The organism is Agrobacterium sp. 16-2014-1-2a (genome assembly GCF_053522705.1).
Genome location: NZ_JBNWBX010000006.1, coordinates 228,123 through 247,855 on the forward strand (window position 1 = coordinate 228,123; position 19,733 = coordinate 247,855).

The window sequence follows — 19,733 nt, forward strand, 5'->3', positions numbered from 1 at the left end:
AACGTTTGAGTTGTCGAACCGTAATCCTCATCGCTTCATGGCTGAACCATACGTACGTTTAGGGGGACTAGCCTCATCGTATCGGTTCCGCCCATGCCCCGCCGTTCTGATCCGACCGGACGCGAGGGTCTATCGCATGGACGAGCGGCCGAGTTCCTGCCCGTATGCCGCAATCTCGCGTCCGACCGCAATCCGGTCGGCTTCAAAGCCTCGCAGCGCATCGCCAAGGCGTGTTGCCTGTTTGATATGCGCACGAAGTGACATCACGTCACCGGCCGCCTTGCCGACGCCCATTGCCGTATGGGGGCGCACCACGAAGGCCGCATCGCCGATCAGCGCGATCGAAGACCCGGCCATGCGATCCGCCTCGAAATCGAAAATGCCCTGGACGGATGGGGTTGCCTCCGCATCGACCGCATCGACGAACTGGGGCGGAAGGAACTGCGCCGCGTCCTCACGCAACGCCCGGCGCCGCGGGTTGGAAAGCTCGCCTCGTGCAAGCGAGAACCGCGAAGACCGTCCGGATTGACCGGTAAAGGTCTGTTGCAGGTCACTCTCATCGACAAACCGATACCAGACCCAGTTATAACGACGCTCACCATTGACGATCTCTCCGCCGGCACCGGGCACGAGATAGCCGAGAGCATGGTTTCCCGGCGCGACGTAAAAGGCGAAATTTCCGGGGAGCGGTGAAGCAGACGGTGGTAACGTGCGTTCTGGGACAAGGCCACGCCAAGCGACATAGCCGGTATATCGGCTGGTGGCATCGGCATTGATGGCTGACCTCATAACCGATCCTATGCCGTCCGCGCCGATGACCAGATCGGCCGCTTCGGCGGAACCGTCGTCAAACTCGATGACCGAGGATCCGCCTTCTTCGCGCACCGACCTTACCGGCTTTCCGAGAATATAGTTGTCGGCCCCGAGCCTCGATACGACGGCGGAATAAAGCAGGTCCCATGAGATCTGGGTCTGCGGCATATGCGTGCGCTGGCTCACCTCGCCGGTTTTCGCCAGATAGATCCTGTCCTGGGTACGACGCCAAACGTGGCGAGGTGCTCGACGCAAATCTCGCGCAGGATGTGGAAGACCTCCTGTTGCGGGACAAGCCCTGCCCCCCGGCCGGCGAACCCGGTCGAAGAGCGTTCGTAGACCTTGACATCATGGCCGTCACGGCCGAGCAGAATTCCTGCGAACAGCCCGGCAAGCGAGCCTCCGACGATACGGATGCGAAGGGGTTTCATGACCGATTTCCTTGGTGAGCGAGCGTTGTCGCATGACGGTGCTCGAAAGACTTGATGACCAGTGCAACGATCCCGAGCGAACCGCCGAGTACGGTAACGCCGATCCAACCGCCATAACTCCAGGCCGCAGATGCGAAGGCAGCGCCCGCGGCTCCGCCGAGAAACATGGCGGTCATGAAGATCGTATTGAGCCGGCTGCGAGCCTCCTGATCGAGGGCGTAGACAATATGCTGGTTCGATACGAGTGCGCTTTGAATCCCAAAGTCTAGGACGATGACGCCGACGACGAGCGCGATCAGAGAACTCCAAATTCCGAAGATCAGCCAGGCAACAATCGTCAGGATGATGCCGAGCCAGACCACGAAATGTGGACCCTTACGGTCGGCAACCCTTCCTGCGAGCGGAGCGGCAAATACCCCAACTGCACCGACGATGCCGAAGAGGCCGGCGACATCCGCCCCGAGACTGAACTTCGGAGTCGCCAGATAAAGCGCCAATACCGACCAGAATGCCGTGAACGATCCGAAAAGAGCCGCCTGCATGAGGGCAGCTGAGCGAAGGGCACCTTCGCGCCTCCACAGGTGAGCCAATGACTTGAGAGCATTCCTATACGCCATGCGCGATACCGGCGCATGGTCGGGCAACGTCGCATACATCATCGCAGAGGCGATCAAAGCCATCGGTACGCCCAGCCAAAACATTTCACGCCAACCGAAATGCTGGCCGACGAACCCTGACAACGTTCGGGAGAACAGTATCCCGGTGAGGACACCGGCCATTACCATTCCGATCGTCGATCCCCGCTTCTCCGGCGCCGCGAGCGAGGCCGCAAAGGGCACGATCTGCTGCGCGACGGTGGCGCTGGCGCCGACAACAAGCGAGGCGGCGATAAGGCTCCAAGCGGTCGGTGCCAGTGCGGCAAGCACAAGTGCGACTGCAAGGATGAGGAACTGAATGATGATCAATTTGCGGCGGTTTATGATGTCGCCAAGCGGCAGCACGAAGAACAAGCCGATGGCATAGCCCAGCTGTGTCGCAGTCGGAACGAAACCCGTGACTGACTGGCCCGGAAAATCCCGCTCCATGATGCCGAGCATCGGCTGGTTATAGTAAATGTTGGCAACGGCAATACCACTTGCAGCGGTCATGGCAAAAAGCGCTGGTCGGCCAAGATGTGCCGATCTTGCTACGCCTGAGGTCGATTTGATGTTCATGACGATGTCCATCTGCGTTGAGTTGAAATCTGCAGGACATCTAGCGCTTTATCGGATATCGATTTAGCCAGCTTGAATGTTCTACCTCTATAACGAAAGCAGATAGAATGGATACCGGAGACGTTTTGGTCTTCACCACGGCGGTCAATGCCGGGAGCCTCGCTGAGGCTGGGAGGCGGCTTGGCCTCGGGCCGATGGTCACAAGCCGCCGCCTTGCGAACCTCGAGGCAGAGCTTGGCGTTCGGCTCCTTCACAGGACGACGCGATCCCTCTCGCTCACGCCCGAAGGAGAAACCTTTCTACCGTTCGCACAGGCGCTTGTCGACAACGAGGCCGAGGCCGTATCCCGGCTTCGCTCCGACACGCGCGGAGCATCAGGGTTGCTGCGCGTTTCGGTCCCGGTTTCTTTTGGACTGAAATTTGTGACACCATTTATCCCGACACTATTGGACGATAACCCGGAATTGCGCGTTTCGCTCGACCTTACCGACAGCCTTCCCGATCTGGTCGCGTCGGGTACGGACCTGGCCATCCGCATCGCCCGGCTGCGCGACAGCAGCCTCGTCGCGCGCAAGCTTTCCGACAATCCACGCGTACTTGTCGCCAGTCCGTCGTATCTGGGCGAGCGCGGAACTCCTTCGCTTGCCAAAGAGCTGAGCCAGCATTCATGCCTGCCTCTGCGAAGCGCCACCCATTGGACCTTCATTCAGGATGGCGAGGAAACGCACGTCCGTCTGAACTCCCGCTTTACCAGCAGCAGCATAGAGGGTTGCCATGCTACTAGCGTCGCCGGCGGGGGGATCGCACTTCTGTCGTGGTGGAATGTTGCCGACGATATTCGACAGGGCAAATTGGTCGCGGTTCACCTGACGGATGCAGACCCTGAACCGCTGGGCATCTGGGCCGTCTATCCAACGACACGGCTGGTCCTTCCGAAGGTACGGGTCTTCATCTCCGCCCTTGAGGCGAAGGTCTCCCGGATGCCCGATATCGCGCCTACGCAGTCGCGAAATTAGGAGACATGACGACATAAGCTCGCATGCCGTCTGCCCGGTTTCCGGGCGCGAAATGCAGGACTTGGCCGGACGCATTTATAGGCCAAGGTCTGAGCCGACCTATACCTAAGCTTGGTTACGCCAACGAATATGGCGAGCTTAGGCTGCACCTCACAACAAACCGAACAGGCTTCGTTTCCATCGCAGTCTGTCGAACAGTGAGGTGAAAGACATGTTTCGATGCGTCCGTATCTGGACCGATCGCGAAGGCAATTCCGAATTCGAGGAAGGCTTCGTCGAGCTTCCGAAGGGCGATCGGGGAGACGCCCTGAGCGCGGTCTTCAAGTCGGCCTCGATCTCCTTTCGCGAGACCGCCGTTGGCGGTGCTTACGAATGGCATCCGGCTCCCATCAGGCAGTTCGTCCTGACATTGAGCGGAAAGCTGGAATTCGAAACCAAACGCAAGGAGCGCTTCACCATTCGTCCGGGCGATATCCTGCTCGCCGAAGACACCACGGGAAGCGGCCATCGCTGGAAACTCCTCGGTGATGATCCGTGGCGTCGCGCCTATGTGATCCTCGCCGACGGCATCCAGTCGGGGTTCGTCGCTTCCGCGTCGCATGAAGCAAAGGGGCAGACCAATGGCTGACATGATCGAAAAGGCTGACATCGTTCTCATCGGCGCTGGCATCATGAGCGCGACCGTCGGGACCATGCTGAAGGAGCTTGAGCCCAGCTTGTCCATGGTGGTGTTCGAAACCCTTGACGACTGCGCGCTTGAAAGCTCGCATGGATGGAACAACGCCGGTACTGGCCATGCGGCCAATTGCGAACTCAACTACACGCCGCAGCGTCCCGACGGGACGATCGACATCCACAAGGCACTTGAGGTCAATGTCGAGTTCGACATCTCCCGCCAGCTCTGGTCGCACCTCGTGCGAAAGGGGGCGATCAAGGACCCGAGTGAGTTCCTTCATGCCTGCCCGCACATGAGCTTCGTCACCGGCGAGGACAATGTCGCCTTCCTGCGCAAGCGTTTCGATGCGATGACCACGAGCCATTGTTACTATGGCATGGAGTTCTCGGACGCGTCGGGCAAGATTGAGGAATGGGCGCCGTTGGTCATGGAAGGCCGTGCCGCCGGTGAACCGGTCGCAGCGACGCGGATCGTGAGCGGCGCAGATGTCGATTATGGTGCGCTTACCCATCTTCTGATGTCCCAGCTGTCGGATCAGAACGGCTTTGCCGTCTTCTACAGGCATCGCGTCGTCGACCTCGCCCGCCAGGAGGACGGCAGGTGGCGCGTTGAAGTGGAAAATACCGAAACCGGTGACACGTCATTCACGATCGCCAGCTTTGTATTCATTGGCGCGGGCGGCGCCTCGATCGAAATGCTTCAGAAGTCGGGTATTCCCGAGGGTCACGGATATGGCGGTTTTCCGGTCAGCGGCATCTGGCTGCGCTGCGATGACGAGGCGGTTGCAAGCCGCCACCATGCCAAGGTCTATGGCAAAGCGGCCCACGGTTCTCCGCCCATGTCGGTTCCCCATCTTGATACGCGCATCATCGGCGGCAAGCGATCCGTCCTGTTCGGCCCCTATGCCGGCTTCTCGACGAAGTTCCTGAAAGAGGGATCCTATCTCGATCTCTTCGGCTCGATCCGTCCGGCAAACATTCTTCCGATGCTGGACGTGGCTGTTCACAGCCTGCAGTTGGAGGAATACCTGATCGGGCAGGTGGTCGCGACCGACCGCACCAAGTTTGAGACCCTTCAACATTTCTTCCCGCTCGCAAAACAGGAAGACTGGACGGAAGCAGTTGCTGGCCAGCGCGTCCAGATCATTAAACCCAAAGGGCACGTCGGCGGCGAACTGGAATTTGGCACAGAGCTGATTGCGGCAGCCGACAAATCGCTGGTCGCACTTCTGGGCGCCTCTCCCGGCGCCTCGACGGCAGCATTCATCGCGATCGAAGTGCTGGAGAAGTGCTTTGCAGACAGACTGACGGAAGACGCCTGGTTGCCGCGCCTGCGCGAAGTCATTCCGACCTACGGGATCGACCTCAAGGTAGACGCTGAAGCCTGCCGCAAGATCAGATCCGAAACCGCGCCCGTCCTTGGCCTCGAATTCGTGTGATACGCGATGAATATGGCCCAGGACTTTAGGGCTCCACGCCGCCGGGTCCCCGTCCCGGCGGCAAGGGCTGCCCATCTTGCTGCTCGTATAGGCCGGCTGCTCTATGTCAACGGAGCCGATGCTCAGCACGTCGCTCACAACGTGACGGAGGTCGCGGGATATCTCGGCCATACCGCCCATGTCCTCGTCACGTCGGAGGGAATACTTGTCACGGTTGGCTCCGAGGAGCAGTTCAGCACCAAGGTCGGGCATGAGGTCACAGCGACCGGTGTCGACATGGGTAAACTGCTCCAGATCCAGCAGATTGTCGATGAGATGCGATTTGGCGTTGACCAACCTGCGATGATCGAGCGGCGCATCAATGCCGCCGAGACCGATAGTGGAGGCTATCCGGAATATGTCGTCGTGCTCGGTGTTGCGGTCACGACCGGGTCACTGGCCATGCTGTTTGGCTCGACATTGGCGGTCGCGATCGCATCGTTTGTGGCGGGACTTGTCAGTATTATTCTGCGTCACCGGCTTCCAGCGGTCCTGCCCAACCCCTTCGCCGTCACCTTCCTGGTCGCCATCCTGAGCGGTATCGTCGCCGTTCTTGCCTTGCGGCTTCTCCCGGAAGAGTCGCCGATACTTGCGCTCACGGCCGCAGGGATGATTCTCGTGCCCGGCGTTCCGCTGATCAACGGCATCCGGGAGGTCGGCACGGGGCACGCGGGCAACGGCATAGCGCGCCTGACCACCGGCATCGCGCTGGTCCTGGCGATCGGATTTGCTCTTTTCACCGTTGGGTTCTTAACCGGCGCCCAACTGCCGGTCGATGCCGGTCCAGGCATACTGCCTGTATGGGAAGACCTGCTCTTCTCTGGTCTTGCGGCATCCGGCTTTGCGATTTTGTTCAACGTCCCGCCACGTGCGTTCATCTTCTGCGTTCTGGCGGGGATGGCCAGCCATGGCTTACGAACTAGCCTTGAAGGCGTGGGACTGAACCTGCCCATCGCGTCACTGATCGGCGCTCTTGCCGCGGCAGTGATCGCGCGGCTTGCGGCATCCATCCATCGCGTCCCGGCGGTCGTGTTCGCTTTCCCCGGCGTTGTCGCGATGATCCCCGGTTCGTTCGGATTTCGAGCCGGAATCGGCGGGCTGCAGATCATGTCCCAGGGTGCTGCCGCACCACACGAGCTAGTCGCCAATACTATGGCTCTCGCTATCACCACTACCGTGACCACGATCGCCATCGGCATCGGGCTGGCACTGCCTCTCTCGGGCTATCCAACGACGCTCACACTTACATCCGCACGAAAGGACAAAGACCATGAATGACACAGCCAGCAACCACCCGATCATGAAGGACGTCCCGATCGGCCTTGAGGTTCATGGTGAACGCACGGAGTTCGACAGCATGGGTGAGGTAAGCGTGCCAGCCGACCGCTATTGGGGCGCGCAAACGCAAAGATCGTTGCAACATTTCTCGATCGGCGGCGACCGCATGCCGAAGGCCGTGTACCGCGCCTATGGCGTGGTCAAGAAAGCGGCAGCACTCGTCAACGGAAATTCGGGGCATCTTCCTGGTTGGAAAATGGATGCCATCGTCAAGGCGGCCGACGAAGCCATAGACGGCAGGCTTGACGACCATTTCCCACTTTTCGTCTGGCAGACGGGCTCCGGCACGCAGTCGAACATGAACGTCAACGAAGTCCTGTCGAACCGGGCGATTCAGCTGCTCGGCGGCACGCTTGGCACCCAGCGTCCCATCGGTCCCAATGACGACGTCAACATGGGTCAGTCGTCGAATGACAGCTTCCCCACCGCGATGCATATCGCCGCGTTGACGGTCATCGATGACAGGCTGGTTCCGGAGCTTGAAAAGCTTGCCGCCACGATCGAAAAGAAGGCTCAGGGCTGGATGGACGTCGTGAAGGTGGGTCGCACCCATCTCGAGGATGCCACACCGCTTTCCGTCGGCCAGGAATGGTCGGGCTGGGCCGCTCAGATCAGGGCGGTGATCGCGGAAATCAAGCACACCCGTGAGGGCCTGCTGGAACTGGCACTCGGCGGCACGGCAGTCGGGACCGGCCTTAATGCGCCGGCCGGATTCTCGGTCAATGTCGCGAAGAAGATCGCCGAGCTGACCGGTAAACCGTTCGTCACGGCACCGAACAAGTTCATGGCCCAGGGGTCACTCGACCCGATGGTGCGGGCATCGGCAACGCTGCGAGGTGCAGCCGTTGCCCTGATGAAAATCGCCAACGACATGCGCTGGCTTGCCTCCGGACCGCGATGCGGCTTCGGCGAGCTGAAGCTGCCCGCCAATGAACCCGGCTCGTCGATCATGCCCGGCAAGGTCAATCCGACCCAGTGTGAAGCGATGGTGATGATCTCGATCCAGGTCATCGGCGATGACACGGCCACGGCCTTTGCCGGAAGCCAAGGCAATTTCGAGCTCAACGCAATGCGCCCGATCATCATCAACAACTTCCTGCACTCGGCAGCCATCCTGGCTGATGGCTGCGAGAAGTTCAGGACATACTCGGTGGAAGGCACGGAGATCGATAGGGATCGGATCCAGGCCTATCTCGACAACAATCTGATGCTCGTAACCGCGCTGTCGCCTGTCATCGGCTACCAGCATGCCGCGCACATCGCTGAAGACGCTGTCGCTACCGGTTCGACCTTGAAAGCGGCAGCGCTTGCCTCGGGCTTCGTCACCGAAGAACAGTACGAGAAGGTCATCGTCCCTGGTAACATGATCGGCGACGGCCTGGCTGGCGCCTGAATCCCCGTCTGACACCAATGGTCATCGTTTGTCTGTTTCGAGCAGACGGTGGCCATCGCCCCGGCAAAGCAGCGCGCGAGCCTCTACGCCGCCCGTGCGTCGTAGCAGCTTCGGAGCATCCTCTTGAGCCTACTTCTTGCGAATCCATAGCTCCGTCGTTCTCTCGATGTCGATAAGATCCGCCAGGAGTTTGCGGCCCCGCATGCCTGTTTATTCAAAGCTCTAGTGGTTACCGCCTGACATAAGAGTCCGGTATGGGATTCCTTTTGCTGGGTTGGCATGCGAGTCTGGCGCATGCGCACAGGAATATCGTTCACCGTTTCGCCAACCGATTACCAACGCCTGATGGCCTTGACCAGGGATCGCAATTCGCCCCAAAAGCACGTCTGGCGGGCCGAGATCATCCTTCTGAGTGCCGATGGCGTCGGGACTGTCGAGATCATGCGCCAGACCGGCAAATCGAAGACCTGCGTATGGCGCTGGCAAAGCGCTTCGCCACAGAAGGCGTCGAGGGTCTCTTGCGCGACAAGACGCGGCCGTCGCGCATTGTGCGGCTCGGACCCGAAGTCGGCGAGCGTGTGGTGGCCGTGACGCTGGCTGATCCGCCGGGCGAGACGACGCACTGGACGGCCGACATGATGGCGACGGCCGCCGGCATCAGCGCCAGCGCAGTCAGGCGTATCTGGAAAGCCCATGGCCACGCACCTCACCGGTGGCGGCAGTTCAAATTGTCCAACGACCCGAAATTCGTCGACAAGCTGCGAGACGTCGTCGGCCTCTATGTTGATCCGCCAGCCCACGCCATCGTGTTGTCGGTCGATGAGAAAGCCAAATCCAGGCGCTCGACCGCACCCAGCCGGGCCTGCCGATGAAGAAGGGCCGGCTCGGCACAATGACCCACGACTACAAGCGGCACGGTACAACCACGTTGTTTGCCGCCCTCAACGTGCTCGACGGCACCGTCATCGGCCGCAACATGCAGCGTCATCGTCATCAGGAGTTCATTCGCTTCCTCAACGCCATCAACGCCCAGGTGCCCGACGACAAGCCTGTCCACGTCATTCTCGACAACTATGCTGCCCACAAGCATCCCAAGGTGAGAGCCTGGCTCGACCGTCATGAGCGTTTCACCTTCCACTTCACTCCGACCTCATGCTCATGGCTCAACGCGGTGGAAGGTTTCTTCGCCAGGCTGTCGAAGCGGCGTCTGAAACGCGGCATTTTCCATTCCGTCGTCGATCTTCAGGCCGCCATCAACCGTTTCCTCGTTGAGCACAACAACAAGCCAAAGCCCTTCACCTGGACCGCCGATCCCGACAAAATCATCGCCGCCGTTAAACGCGGGCACCAAGCGTTAGATTCCATCCACTAGCTTCTGCGTGATCGCGTCGACGGGTTCGAAACAATCCTTAAAATCGGTATTTCTCTCTTTTGATCCATCAACAAGCCGCGCAGCCCCCGGCTATAAGTTCTGCGGCCAAGTATGAATGCTGCTAATACAAGCGGATTGCCTATCGGACGATCCCAAGCTTTTCGGCAAGACTTGGCGTGAGATGCTGTGCAGCAAGCTCGACCATCTCCACGATCAGTTTTTGTCCGATTGGTGCGATTTCGCAACCTTGGCGTCGCGCTTCTTGAATGATGGCTTGAAGGCTGGTGAATTCCTCGAGCATCGTCCCGAGCCAGACTTCTCGAGCGCTCCCGATGAATGCGTGAAGGAAAAAGGTACGCAGGGGTGGGTCGAAGCCAACGATTGCGTCCGTGTCGATTTTCCCGCCATGCCTTACCTTGATTTTATGTCTGCGGCCCACGCGTCGCTCCTTAAACCGGATATCCTCATATCGCTCATGAGGTCATAATGACGGGAGTCCGGCGCTCGATGCGAACATTAAGGCGAGTAGTGCCGGAAAGATCTGGTGCGTTGTCTTCGCGGAGAAGAGGATCGAAGACTGGCCGAACGATCGCGAAGAGATCTGCGATGGCTGAGATTGTTTGATGTGGCGCGGTCAGTTCTCCCTCACCATCGAGTCCCGCAACCAGAAGGTTGCCGGCAAATGGTCTGGGGTACCCGACGAGCTCGCACACGGACCGAAGGCCGTCGCCAAACCCATTGTCATCGCAATAAGCCAGATGGCGCTTTCCGAGGTGAACGGCATCCATCATAGTGCAGCCGATCAGAGACTTGATCGATTGTTTTCCAAGACCGCGATCGATGCTGACATAGCGAATTGTTCCGAAAGTCGGTTCTATCAGGTAGGCGGTGAATTTCCCGGACATCATTACCCTTGTACCAACAATGCAAGCCAGTCGCCAGTCTAAGCACCCCCGCAACACGCCATCATGTTCCCCTAACGTTCCTACGCACAACATATTGCGTTTTTGACCGAAAGGGCAACATCCAAATGAGACGGATCAAGGGTTCTGATCCAATACCGGCCGCCAAAAATGTTCGATCAGCTGTGGCGACAATCGGATTGTCCAAAAATTACCAACGTTTAACCGCCCGGATAGCCAGTTGTAATCAGCCACGGGCTAGGGTCATCTCCATGGTCCGGCGAAATGCCGTGACCGATTGCGAAGGATCATGACCATGTTGACTGCACCACGTCAGTTCGTCACTACGGGTCTGGTCGCCTTGACGATTGCTGGAACGGCTCTCGCCACCGCCTCCCAGGCTGAAGCACATAACAATTTTGGCCGTGGCCTTGTTGCTGGCCTCGCCGGAGGGGTCATCGGTGGCTCGTTCCTTGCCGGCGCAGCTCGTGCCCCGGTATATGCGGCTCCTGTCTACGCCCCCGCCCCTTACGGACCGGCACCATATGCCTATAGCCGAGCCCCGATCGGCTCCTACTATGCGTCTTGCCACGTTGTATGGCGCCAAGATGCATGGGGTGACATGTACCGTACTCGAGCCTGCAACTAGGCCACCGCTCGCCGGATTAATTCGGCCTGCCTGATACGAAAAATTCTCAACCTTTCCGACCGCGGCATTTGACGCGGCGAAGCCCCTCGTTTGTCTTAATCCAGCCAGAAAGTGAAAACCCATGTCAAATATAATTCGTAGAAACCGGATCCTTGCACTGGTCGGCGCAGCAATCATCGCCGTCCCGCTGGCAACCCCAATCATCCTCGGTACAAATTCCGCCTTCGCCGCGACCAGCCCGGCAGTCGCCGGCATTGTTGCACCAGCCGGATCGTTCGCCTCGATCGTCGCCGCCGATAAACCCGCAGTCGTCACGATCACAACGACCATGAAGGCAGAGCCCGTCGCCGCAACCGGTGGATCTCCGTTCGGCGAAGATTCGCCATTCAACGATCAGTTCAGACAGTTCTTTGGTCAGCAAGGCGTCCCCACGCCGCGCCAGGTGCCGCAGCAGCCTCAGTCCCAACGAGCTCAGGCTCTGGGATCAGGGTTCATCATCAGCCCGGATGGCTACATAGTCACCAACAACCACGTCATCGACAAGGCAATAGATATCAAGGTTACACTTGATGACGGAACGGAATTGCCAGCTAAGCTGATTGGTGCTGACCCGAAGTCCGACCTGGCCGTGCTCAAGGTCCGAGCAACGAAGACGCTCGCAACCGTGTCGTGGGGTGATTCCGATAATCTCAAGCTCGGCGATCAGATCCTGGCGATCGGCAACCCGTTCGGGATCGGTACGACGGTGACAGCCGGCATCGTGTCCGCCCGTGGTCGCGACCTGCACTCCGGCCCGTATGACGACTTCATCCAGATCGACGCACCGATCAATCACGGTAATTCCGGTGGTCCTCTTGTAGACAATGACGGCAAGGTTGTCGGCATCAACACCGCAATCTATTCGCCCAATGGCGGTAGTGTCGGGGTCGGTTTCGCCATCCCCTCCGATCAGGCACAGGCCATCGTTGCCAAGCTGATCAAGAGCGGTTCGATCGAGCACGGCTTTATCGGCGTGCAGATCCAGCCGGTTACCGCCGATGTGGCAAACGCGATCGGCCTCGAAAAGCCGGAGGGCGCATTGGTGGCTGCCGTCAACGACGACACACCGGCTGCCAAGGCGGGTATCAAGACCGGTGACGTTATTACAGCGCTTGGTGGAAAAGCTCTAACGTCGCCACGCGATCTTTCGCGCATGGTTGCGGATCTTTCGCCCGGCGACCGTGAAGATGTGACCGTTTGGCGCCAAGGTGAGTTGAAGAATCTCCGCCTGACGATCGGCGAGAACGGTCAGGATCAGCAGGCATCGGCCGAGACTGGCAAGGGCGGCCCCGCCGCCCATAAGGTCCCGACCATTGGTATCGGTCTTTCGGATATCACCGACGACGTCCGTCAGGCGCTCAACCTGCCCGAAAAGGAGAAAGGAGCTGTCGTCGATAGCGTCGCACCCGATAGGCCAGCAGCTGACGCTGGGCTTCAGCCGGGCGACATTATCGTTGCGGTAAACCAGCAAGCAGTAAAGTCTGCTGAAGAAGCCAAGACTGCGGTTGCCGAAGCGGGTAAGGCCGGCCGCAAGGCGGTCCTCTTGCTCATCCAGCGCGGCGGCAACGAACGCTTCGTCACCGTCCCGTTCTCAATCGGCTAACGCAAAGCTAATCGGCTCGCTCCTGCCTTGATATCATGTCGAGGCAGGAGTTGTTCTCGCCGTTGAAAACGGTTCTGCCGCTTTGCGGGCATAACTTTCTGCCAATCCCACTAAGACCTAAGTCACGACGATGAGCGATGTATTTCCATTCCCCCCCCTCAGGTCCGGACGACAAAGCGAGCCGCTACCTGGAGTGTCAGCATGCCATTGAGGCAGGGCTGCAAACATTGGTCGGCTCTGCTATCGCTTCCGGCTGGGGCGAGCAGGAAGTTCTTGCGGCCGTGATTGAGGTCGCCGACAATCTGATGCTGGCCAACATGTCGAATTCGGAGTTCGATCATCTGCTTCAATCGATCAAGCGGCGATTGGATTAGAGGCGAGCATTCGCTGACGCCGATCAGCGCCAAACGCACCCGTCCATGAGACTTGCGGGCTCGCCTCTAATCCAATGCAGCGAGACGTTTTGCAACAGACATGGGCGGCCTGTCCGTTCCGCAATCGCTGAGATTGTGAGGGTTGCGCGCAGGACCGCCTATACGCGGTCTTCCGGGCAAGACTGCGCGACTATGTGGTCAAGAAGCAGGCAGGCGCGACGGAAAAAAGCTTGCCGAACTTCGCAAGAGCGTTCTTGATGAGCGTCACCTGACTGTGTTTTCCGAGATGCGCAGGCAACGGCAGGTCCTACTAGAGATACGTGTCATAATCGAGCAGGCGCCCGAAGCGATCGATTGGCCGGTCATCCGCACCTGAAGAGCTAACAGGGCGACAACAAGGTCGGAGAAGCAGCTTTATGCTGCTGCGCGATTGACGGCCTGGCGCTTCAACCAGTGTCGGTACAGAGTCGGTGTCGTACCGGTGACGCGCCGGAAAACACGCGATAGATGTGCCTGGTCGGCCAGACCGCACTCGAGAGCGATTTCGCACAGCGGCAGCTTGCCCTCCGCCATCTGCTGCTTGGCCAATTCCACACGACGCACGGTGATATAGGCATAGGGTGAAGTCCCAAAATTGCGCCTGAACGCTGCAGCGAAGTAGCTCGTGCTCAATTTGGAAAGCGCCGCAAGGTCATCGAGGCAGAGTTTCTCGGAAAGGTTCGCCTCGATATGCGCAGTAACCCGTTTGATCTGCCAGGCCGCCAATCCTCCCGGAACGGTCGTTGAAGCGGGATCAAAAAGCGGAGCTGACCCAACCTGCCCTGCATCCGGGAACCTACGCTCGGCTTTATTACCCCGAACGCTCCCCAGATTGGAGGCGCGCTCGTCAAAAGCGTTTTGGAAATGCATGGTTGGTCTCCGATACGGCTGGTGAAACACTTGCTGGCTGCAATTGTGCCGGTCACGCAGACGCGTCGAAACTCAACTGAAATACAGGTGCGATAGCTCTCAGTCTGGGGCGCCCATACCCAAGTATGGTTGCGCCGATGACTTGCGTTGTTGCAGGTCGATCGCCCGGTATCGAATAGTAAGGGAACCCGGAAGCCAGTCTTAGCTCACGTGCGGCTCAGGTCTCAGGCGTTGCGCCGCCAAGAGCCTGGCGAAGTGCCAACGGCACTCGCGAATGCGCGGGTGAAATGGCTCTGGTCAGCAAAACCGCAGGCCGTTCCAACTTCTGAAAGCGATAGCTCGGAGGTTCGCAGAAGCTCACATGCACGCGAGATCCGCTCGTTCTGCAGCCATCGATAAGGTGTCATCCCGGTCGTTTCACGGAACGCATGAATAAAATATCCGCGAGATAGGTTGCAAGCCTGTGCGACTTCGAGGATCGAGACATCGCCCCTCAGACTGTTCAAAAGAATATTCTTTGCCAGAGCTTCGTGGGAGCGGGACAACTTCCTGGTACTCTTCGATGCAAGCGCCTTTCCTCCATATTGCTGGACAATATGAGTGCCGATCGCGGATGCAAGCTGATCAACGAAAAGTTGGCTTGCCCGGTTAGGCTGCTCCAACGCGGGGATCAGCGTTTTCACAAGATTGGCGAGAACCGGGTCGCTTAATGCGGTCGTGACGTCCAGCGAGGCGACCCCGGCCAGATCACTTTCTTGGGCGATCCGATCCAGCGATGCGGGAGAAATCTCCAGAAGCAGGAAATCAAACGGTCCAGCCAGATCCGCTTTGTACGGATCAGCGAGATTACGGATATAGATTGAATCCTCGGCAAACGCGTAGGTAGTCGCATGATGCTCGTGGAATATGCGCCGCGTGTGTCCCCTCATCATGGAAATACCGATCGCAAATCCTCGATCGCTGGCGGGGGTCGTAACCTGCTCCAAACTCGTTTCCCGCGTCCCTTTACGAAAGAAGCGGATATCTGCACCTTCAACGGTCTGGTTCTTATAAAGCTTGTCAAAAGGGCAACCAAAACTGTCCGTTGCCCTTTCGACCTGCAGGTTAGGTCCGATGGTCAACACATGGTTCAAGGTGCTCAACTTTCTTATTAGAGACGCCGGCGCTAGACGGACTGGCAGAGGTTGATAGCTGAAGGCGACATTTTGACCGATTTTCCTCGATCATGCCATAGGCATGCCATGCGGGCAGAAAGAACACCGCGACAATATACAAATTCAAGCTGGACACATTAGCCCAAAATCTGATCATGCGCCGCAGACGGAGGCGAGAAAACCATTGGTTGCTGGTAGAGAAATTGCTGATTGTTTTCGCGCAAACAACACTCGCTTCCTTGTAACGAGGCCCCTGCGGGGAGCCAAACTGGCGATCGCGCATCTTCAGCACATTTATGATGACAGCACCAATCCTGTGATCTTGCCTCCTGATGAGGCGTTTCTCCTCGTCCTTTACCTCATCGATGTCGAGCATCGCGATTTGCTCCCTGATCAGTCAACCGCCCCCGCGACGCGTTATCCGCAAGGCTCGATATGTCTCGTCAGTCTGGAGCGAGGAGCCGCAATCTCAATCCGAGGGAAATTCGATGCTATCGTGTTTCACTTCCCGCATCAGCATCTGACAGAGCTTGCCGAGAAGGCCGGGGAGCCGCGCGTTGATGACCTTGCCATTTGCAGAGGTATTTACGACCAGACGATCGCCGCCCTCGGGGCGGCAATCCTTCCGCTGCTTCACGCTTCGGACGGCATCCAAAGCCAAGCTCTTCAGCATATCGGCCTAGCCTTCACCGCCCATCTCGCCCATCGATACGGAAGGATGCGTTGCCTGAACTAGACCGAACCGGGACAGGCCTCGCAAGTTGCGGCGGTGCCTATACGAACGTGCCATCATATTAGACGTTGATGCGATTCCGATGGCGACAGAGTGATCATATCTTTCTCCTGTCATCATCAGCCGACAAGAGCGTGCGCTCGCGTGAACGTGCGAGGCCGGCCGGCCAGTCAGAAGGACGTATTGTCGTGATCATCAACGAACGGGCGCCAAGCGTGCTGCTCTTTATCATTCCTCTTTCGGCATCCGCGATTTTCCTTCTGGATATCCTGGGACCGTTTGCGCCCTACACAAGCGGACTGTATGTTCCGCTCATCATGCTTTCGATTGCGGCCTTTTCACCGATCGGCGTCGCCTATACCGGCTTGGTCTGCTTCATCATGACCGTTGCGGGATTTATCCTCTCGCGTAACGAGAGCTTTGACATGACAACCGAGCATAACCTTTTCGCAATCCTTTGCGTCGTGTTCGCCACGACAGCCATTGCAATGGTGTGTGCGCGGCGGATCAGCTGAGCGGGCTCGGTGACGCGTCGATCTGAACTAAAGACCCATATGGCCACACGTACGTATAGTTGCGGACAGCGTCTCCGGGATTGAAAATCTCCTCGTCGGTCGGAGCGCGATCTCGTGAGCAATCTCATCTCGTGCTTGGGTCCCAGAAGGTTTCAACCAACACGAGTTGGATCGAGGAAAAACAACCATGTCAGATAATTTAGCATCCCCGCTGCCAGCGGGAAGCGTAGCGCCCGACTTCAGGCTTTTCTCGACCACCGATCAGACACTTTCTTTGGCTGAGCTCAAAGGTACGCCTGTCATCTTGGCCTTCTATCCCGCCGACTGGAGCCCGGTCTGTGGCGATCAGATGATATTTTACAATCAGATCCTCCCCACATTTGCAAAGACCGGCGCCCGCTTGCTCGGCATCTCGGTCGATGGTGTCTGGTGCCACGAGGCTTTTGCGGCAGAGCGCAAACTTCATTTTCCGCTTCTGTCCGATTTCGAGCCCAAAGGTGCGGTCGCCCGCAGTTTCGGCGTCTACCGGGAAAAGGAAGGAACGACTGAGCGAGCGCTTTTTGTCATCGATGCGAACGGCATCGTGCGTTGGAGCTACGTGTCGCCCATCGGAATCAATCCCGGCGCCGATGGTATTCTCGACGCGCTCGAAAATCTTAATCCAAGGGTCGAACCCGAAGGAGATACCTAATGAGCAAGTTATTTCAAGCGGTCAGCGGTCAGGATCACGTTGAAGGTCGGCCAACCGCGCCTGCAACGCTCATCGAATACGGTGATTACCAGTGCCCCTATTGCGGCGAGGCCTATCCGGTCTTGAAGCAGGTGGCTCGAGCCATGGGCGATCGGATGCGGTTTGTCTTCCGAAACTTTCCTTTGACTGAGATACACCCCAACGCTTTGCCTGCGGCACAATTTGCTGAAGCGGCAGCGTCGATCGGGCAGTTCTGGCCGGCACATGATCTGCTTTACGAGAACCAGGAAGCGTTGGGTGAAGAAAATCTCTACCGATACGCACCGAGGATTGGCTTGCCTTTGCCCCTCCTTGGAGAGGCGTTGGCTGGCCGTTTCGATGCCAAGATCGATAGCGATTTTACCGGTGGTGTGCGCGGCGGCGTAAACGGGACCCCATCGCTCTTTATCAACGGTAGACGGTACGACGGCGACCGCGATGCGGAGAGCATTGCCGAGGCAGTCAGGTTGGCGATCCTGAACCATGCGGTTCTTTGAACTTACATCCTATCGCGGCCCCTAAACTCCGGCACGAGCGCCCCTTACCCGAGAGGGTAGGTGCGGGCAGCTGGCAAGGCGGTATCAAGTCGATCGAGTGATCCGGTGGACAAACGCAGACGAATATCGATCCTGAACGACGCCGCCTTCATGCTCAGGTGCTCGGGCGGGGCCGTTGTATCTTATTTTCTGGCCGTTTCACTGGGTCTGCAACATCCAGTATGGGCAGCCATGTCGTCCCTGATTGTCGTGCAAGACAACGAGCGTGCGACTGTAAGGGCGGCGGCAGCTCGTGTATTGGGAACCTGCGCTGGGATTGCCATCGCCGTACTGGTAGGAAGCATTCCCACCATCTCATCGAACTCAACCGCCTTGGAAATAGGGCTGAGTGTTGGTCTCTGCGCAGCCTTTGCACGAAGATATCCAAGTATGCGGGTCGCCATGTGGACAGCGCCACTGGTCTATCTCAGCCAGTCTACCGGCACAGACCTATGGCATTCGGGGCTCTGGAGAGGCCTTGAGGTCCTGCTTGGAGCTGCCATTGGCGCCCTTTTTCACTGGAGCTCCGCGCGCATCCTGAAAATTCTGGCGTGAGGACGCTCAAGCCGAACGCAATTCAGTCCGCGGCCCCGTGTTCGAAAATTCTGGTCGAGACGCCGCTTTTGATCACGACGCGAAGTGTCGTGATCATGTCGGCCGCTTCCAGCTGGGCCGCAGCACGCTCGGATGGATCAATATCTTCCTGTTGTCCCGCGACAGCCCGCAGCTGGATGATGCCATCGCGAGACGTTCCGGTTGGGGGAAAACCGGCTTGGCGACGCAAATCCGTGATCGCCAGGATCGCTTGGTAGAGCAGACCGGAATGATCCTCGGGCGCCATGCGGGCAGGATCATTCGCAGCGCGAATGAGCCCGGAGATCAAGTCGTCGATGTCGCGCATTCAATCCCCATTGACTTTATTGGAAGGCAAAGCTGGCCGCTCCGAATCTTTACCTGATCATTCCGGCAACACTCTTCCCGCGCAAGATCGGATGAGGTGCATCTATTGCCCACGCTTCAGGGATTGAACGATCGCAGAGCCGACCTTTAGAATACCGTCCAGCATAGTTCCGCCCAATACAGAAAGGCCGCCGGCACCAAGGTACAGGCGGCTTCCGCTTGAGGCTTGTAGCCCTCGATTAAAATTTCAAGCCGACGCCGACCTGGACGATATTCTGCTTATAGTCGATATTTCTGCCGAGCATTTCGTCTCTGCCGAAGGCATTGTAACGATATTCGAGACGACCGAAGATCTTGTCGGTGAAGGCGTGATCAACACCGCCGCCGATGGTCCAGCCGTTCAGCGTATCGTCGTCGTTACCTGCTGGGGTCTTGAGTTTGACGTTGGTAGCGGTCCAGCCCCCTGCAGCGTAGATCAGCGTGTTGTCGATCGCGTAACCGGCGCGGGCGCGGACCGAACCGGAGAGGCCGCTCTCGAGCTTGAAGCCATCGCCATAGTTCTTGTCGGCCCAGTCATAATTGAGATCGCCTTCAACGCCGGCAACGAAGCCGTTGGAAAGCTGCCAGTTGTAACCAGCAAACCCGCCAAGACGCCAGCCGTCAAAGCTGTCGGATCCAAGACCGGTTGCCTTCCCGGTACCCCAACCGTAGCCGGTATGGCCACCGATATAGGCACCGTCCCAAGAGAACACTGCCGGTGCATCGTTGGCAACCGGTGCCGTTGGAATCTGATCAACAGCATCTGCGGCATATGCCGACGTTGACGTGGAAAGTGCAGCCAACGAGGCTGCCATAACGAGAAGTCGCTTCATAAGTGGGATCTCCAGATCGCGTTGTAAGGTGTCATTGAGAAGCGACTGCTGAAAGGTCACTGGCCAGAATGTCACGCGATAAAGAAA

19 protein-coding genes and 2 pseudogenes are annotated in these 19,733 nt (G+C 58.3%); 13 read left to right on the forward strand and 8 right to left on the reverse strand.

Going from position 1 to position 19,733, the window contains the following annotated elements; translation table 11 throughout:
- Window positions 1-129: 129 nt before the first annotated feature.
- Together ACQZ45_RS18850 and ACQZ45_RS18855 are read right to left on the reverse strand one after the other, a co-directional pair.
- Window positions 130-1,244 (reverse strand): annotated as a pseudogene (locus ACQZ45_RS18850) (FAD binding domain-containing protein).
- Window positions 1,241-2,458, reverse strand: a complete 1,218-nt coding sequence (locus tag ACQZ45_RS18855; RefSeq protein ID WP_065689186.1) for an MFS transporter — start codon at window positions 2,456-2,458, stop codon at window positions 1,241-1,243. The pseudogene ACQZ45_RS18850 and the gene ACQZ45_RS18855 overlap by 4 nt, the downstream one beginning before the upstream one ends.
- 107 nt (window positions 2,459-2,565) lie before the next feature.
- On the opposite strand from ACQZ45_RS18855, the gene ACQZ45_RS18860 reads away from it, so the two are divergent.
- From ACQZ45_RS18860 to ACQZ45_RS18885, 6 genes and pseudogenes are all read left to right on the forward strand, one after another.
- Window positions 2,566-3,474: a LysR family transcriptional regulator gene (locus ACQZ45_RS18860; protein ID WP_065689038.1), complete on the forward strand. Its 909-nt coding sequence runs from the start codon at window positions 2,566-2,568 to the stop codon at window positions 3,472-3,474.
- A 211-nt stretch (window positions 3,475-3,685) separates the two neighbouring features.
- Window positions 3,686-4,102 carry a hypothetical protein gene (locus tag ACQZ45_RS18865; RefSeq protein ID WP_448742431.1) on the forward strand — a complete coding sequence of 139 codons (417 nt, stop codon included), beginning with the start codon at window positions 3,686-3,688 and terminating at the stop codon, window positions 4,100-4,102.
- The gene (gene mqo, locus ACQZ45_RS18870; RefSeq protein ID WP_112495586.1) at window positions 4,095-5,588 is read left to right on the forward strand and encodes a malate dehydrogenase (quinone); all 1,494 of its coding nucleotides are present in this window, start codon (window positions 4,095-4,097) and stop codon (window positions 5,586-5,588) included. Before ACQZ45_RS18865 ends, mqo begins: the two co-directional genes overlap by 8 nt.
- 6 nt (window positions 5,589-5,594) lie before the next feature.
- Complete coding sequence (locus ACQZ45_RS18875) at window positions 5,595-6,905, forward strand: threonine/serine exporter family protein (RefSeq protein ID WP_081308655.1); 1,311 nt, start codon at window positions 5,595-5,597, stop codon at window positions 6,903-6,905.
- On the forward strand, window positions 6,898-8,358 hold the full coding sequence (gene fumC, locus ACQZ45_RS18880; protein ID WP_448742432.1) for a class II fumarate hydratase: 1,461 nt from the start codon (window positions 6,898-6,900) through the stop codon (window positions 8,356-8,358). The genes ACQZ45_RS18875 and fumC overlap by 8 nt, the downstream gene beginning before the upstream one ends.
- Before the next feature lie 294 nt (window positions 8,359-8,652).
- Window positions 8,653-9,730 (forward strand): annotated as a pseudogene (locus ACQZ45_RS18885) (IS630 family transposase).
- 139 nt (window positions 9,731-9,869) lie between these two features.
- On the opposite strand, the gene ACQZ45_RS18890 reads toward ACQZ45_RS18885, so the two are convergent.
- On the reverse strand, window positions 9,870-10,169 hold the full coding sequence (locus tag ACQZ45_RS18890) for a hypothetical protein (RefSeq protein ID WP_158006711.1): 300 nt from the start codon (window positions 10,167-10,169) through the stop codon (window positions 9,870-9,872).
- Between the two features lie 34 nt (window positions 10,170-10,203).
- A complete protein-coding gene (locus ACQZ45_RS18895) occupies window positions 10,204-10,638 on the reverse strand; it encodes a DUF3846 domain-containing protein (protein ID WP_448742433.1) in 435 nt (144 codons plus the stop codon).
- A 764-nt stretch (window positions 10,639-11,402) separates the two neighbouring features.
- On the opposite strand from ACQZ45_RS18895, the gene ACQZ45_RS18900 reads away from it, so the two are divergent.
- Window positions 11,403-12,923, forward strand: coding sequence for a DegQ family serine endoprotease (locus ACQZ45_RS18900; protein ID WP_065689033.1), 1,521 nt, complete (start codon window positions 11,403-11,405; stop codon window positions 12,921-12,923).
- Window positions 12,924-13,060: 137 nt separating this feature from the next.
- Complete coding sequence (locus ACQZ45_RS18905) at window positions 13,061-13,297, forward strand: hypothetical protein (protein WP_448742434.1); 237 nt, start codon at window positions 13,061-13,063, stop codon at window positions 13,295-13,297.
- 414 nt (window positions 13,298-13,711) lie between these two features.
- Here the strand turns inward: ACQZ45_RS18905 and ACQZ45_RS18910 are convergent, their stop codons facing one another.
- The gene (locus tag ACQZ45_RS18910; RefSeq protein ID WP_081308654.1) at window positions 13,712-14,206 is read right to left on the reverse strand and encodes a helix-turn-helix domain-containing protein; all 495 of its coding nucleotides are present in this window, start codon (window positions 14,204-14,206) and stop codon (window positions 13,712-13,714) included.
- A gap of 224 nt (window positions 14,207-14,430) precedes the next feature.
- Entirely contained in the window at window positions 14,431-15,330 is a 900-nt protein-coding gene (locus ACQZ45_RS18915; RefSeq protein WP_448742482.1) for a helix-turn-helix domain-containing protein, read from the reverse strand.
- Between the two features lie 214 nt (window positions 15,331-15,544).
- On the opposite strand from ACQZ45_RS18915, the gene ACQZ45_RS18920 reads away from it, so the two are divergent.
- The 5 genes from ACQZ45_RS18920 to ACQZ45_RS18940 all read left to right on the forward strand — a co-directional run bounded on the left by ACQZ45_RS18920 (window position 15,545) and on the right by ACQZ45_RS18940 (window position 18,429).
- Window positions 15,545-16,096 (forward strand): hypothetical protein, encoded by a 552-nt coding sequence (locus ACQZ45_RS18920; RefSeq protein WP_448742435.1) that lies wholly within the window; start codon window positions 15,545-15,547, stop codon window positions 16,094-16,096.
- Window positions 16,097-16,281: 185 nt separating this feature from the next.
- Entirely contained in the window at window positions 16,282-16,608 is a 327-nt protein-coding gene (locus tag ACQZ45_RS18925; protein WP_065689028.1) for a hypothetical protein, read from the forward strand.
- 187 nt (window positions 16,609-16,795) lie between these two features.
- Entirely contained in the window at window positions 16,796-17,299 is a 504-nt protein-coding gene (locus tag ACQZ45_RS18930; protein ID WP_112495593.1) for a redoxin domain-containing protein, read from the forward strand.
- A complete protein-coding gene (locus tag ACQZ45_RS18935; RefSeq protein WP_065689026.1) occupies window positions 17,299-17,835 on the forward strand; it encodes a DsbA family protein in 537 nt (178 codons plus the stop codon). The genes ACQZ45_RS18930 and ACQZ45_RS18935 overlap by 1 nt, the downstream gene beginning before the upstream one ends.
- A 150-nt stretch (window positions 17,836-17,985) precedes the next feature.
- Window positions 17,986-18,429 carry an FUSC family protein gene (locus ACQZ45_RS18940; protein ID WP_065689183.1) on the forward strand — a complete coding sequence of 148 codons (444 nt, stop codon included), beginning with the start codon at window positions 17,986-17,988 and terminating at the stop codon, window positions 18,427-18,429.
- A 22-nt stretch (window positions 18,430-18,451) separates the two neighbouring features.
- On the opposite strand, the gene ACQZ45_RS18945 is transcribed toward ACQZ45_RS18940, so the two are convergent.
- Window positions 18,452-18,775 (reverse strand): hypothetical protein, encoded by a 324-nt coding sequence (locus tag ACQZ45_RS18945; RefSeq protein WP_448742436.1) that lies wholly within the window; start codon window positions 18,773-18,775, stop codon window positions 18,452-18,454.
- A gap of 238 nt (window positions 18,776-19,013) precedes the next feature.
- Entirely contained in the window at window positions 19,014-19,646 is a 633-nt protein-coding gene (locus ACQZ45_RS18950) for an outer membrane protein (RefSeq protein WP_065689024.1), read from the reverse strand.
- Between the last annotated feature and the right edge of the window lie 87 nt (window positions 19,647-19,733).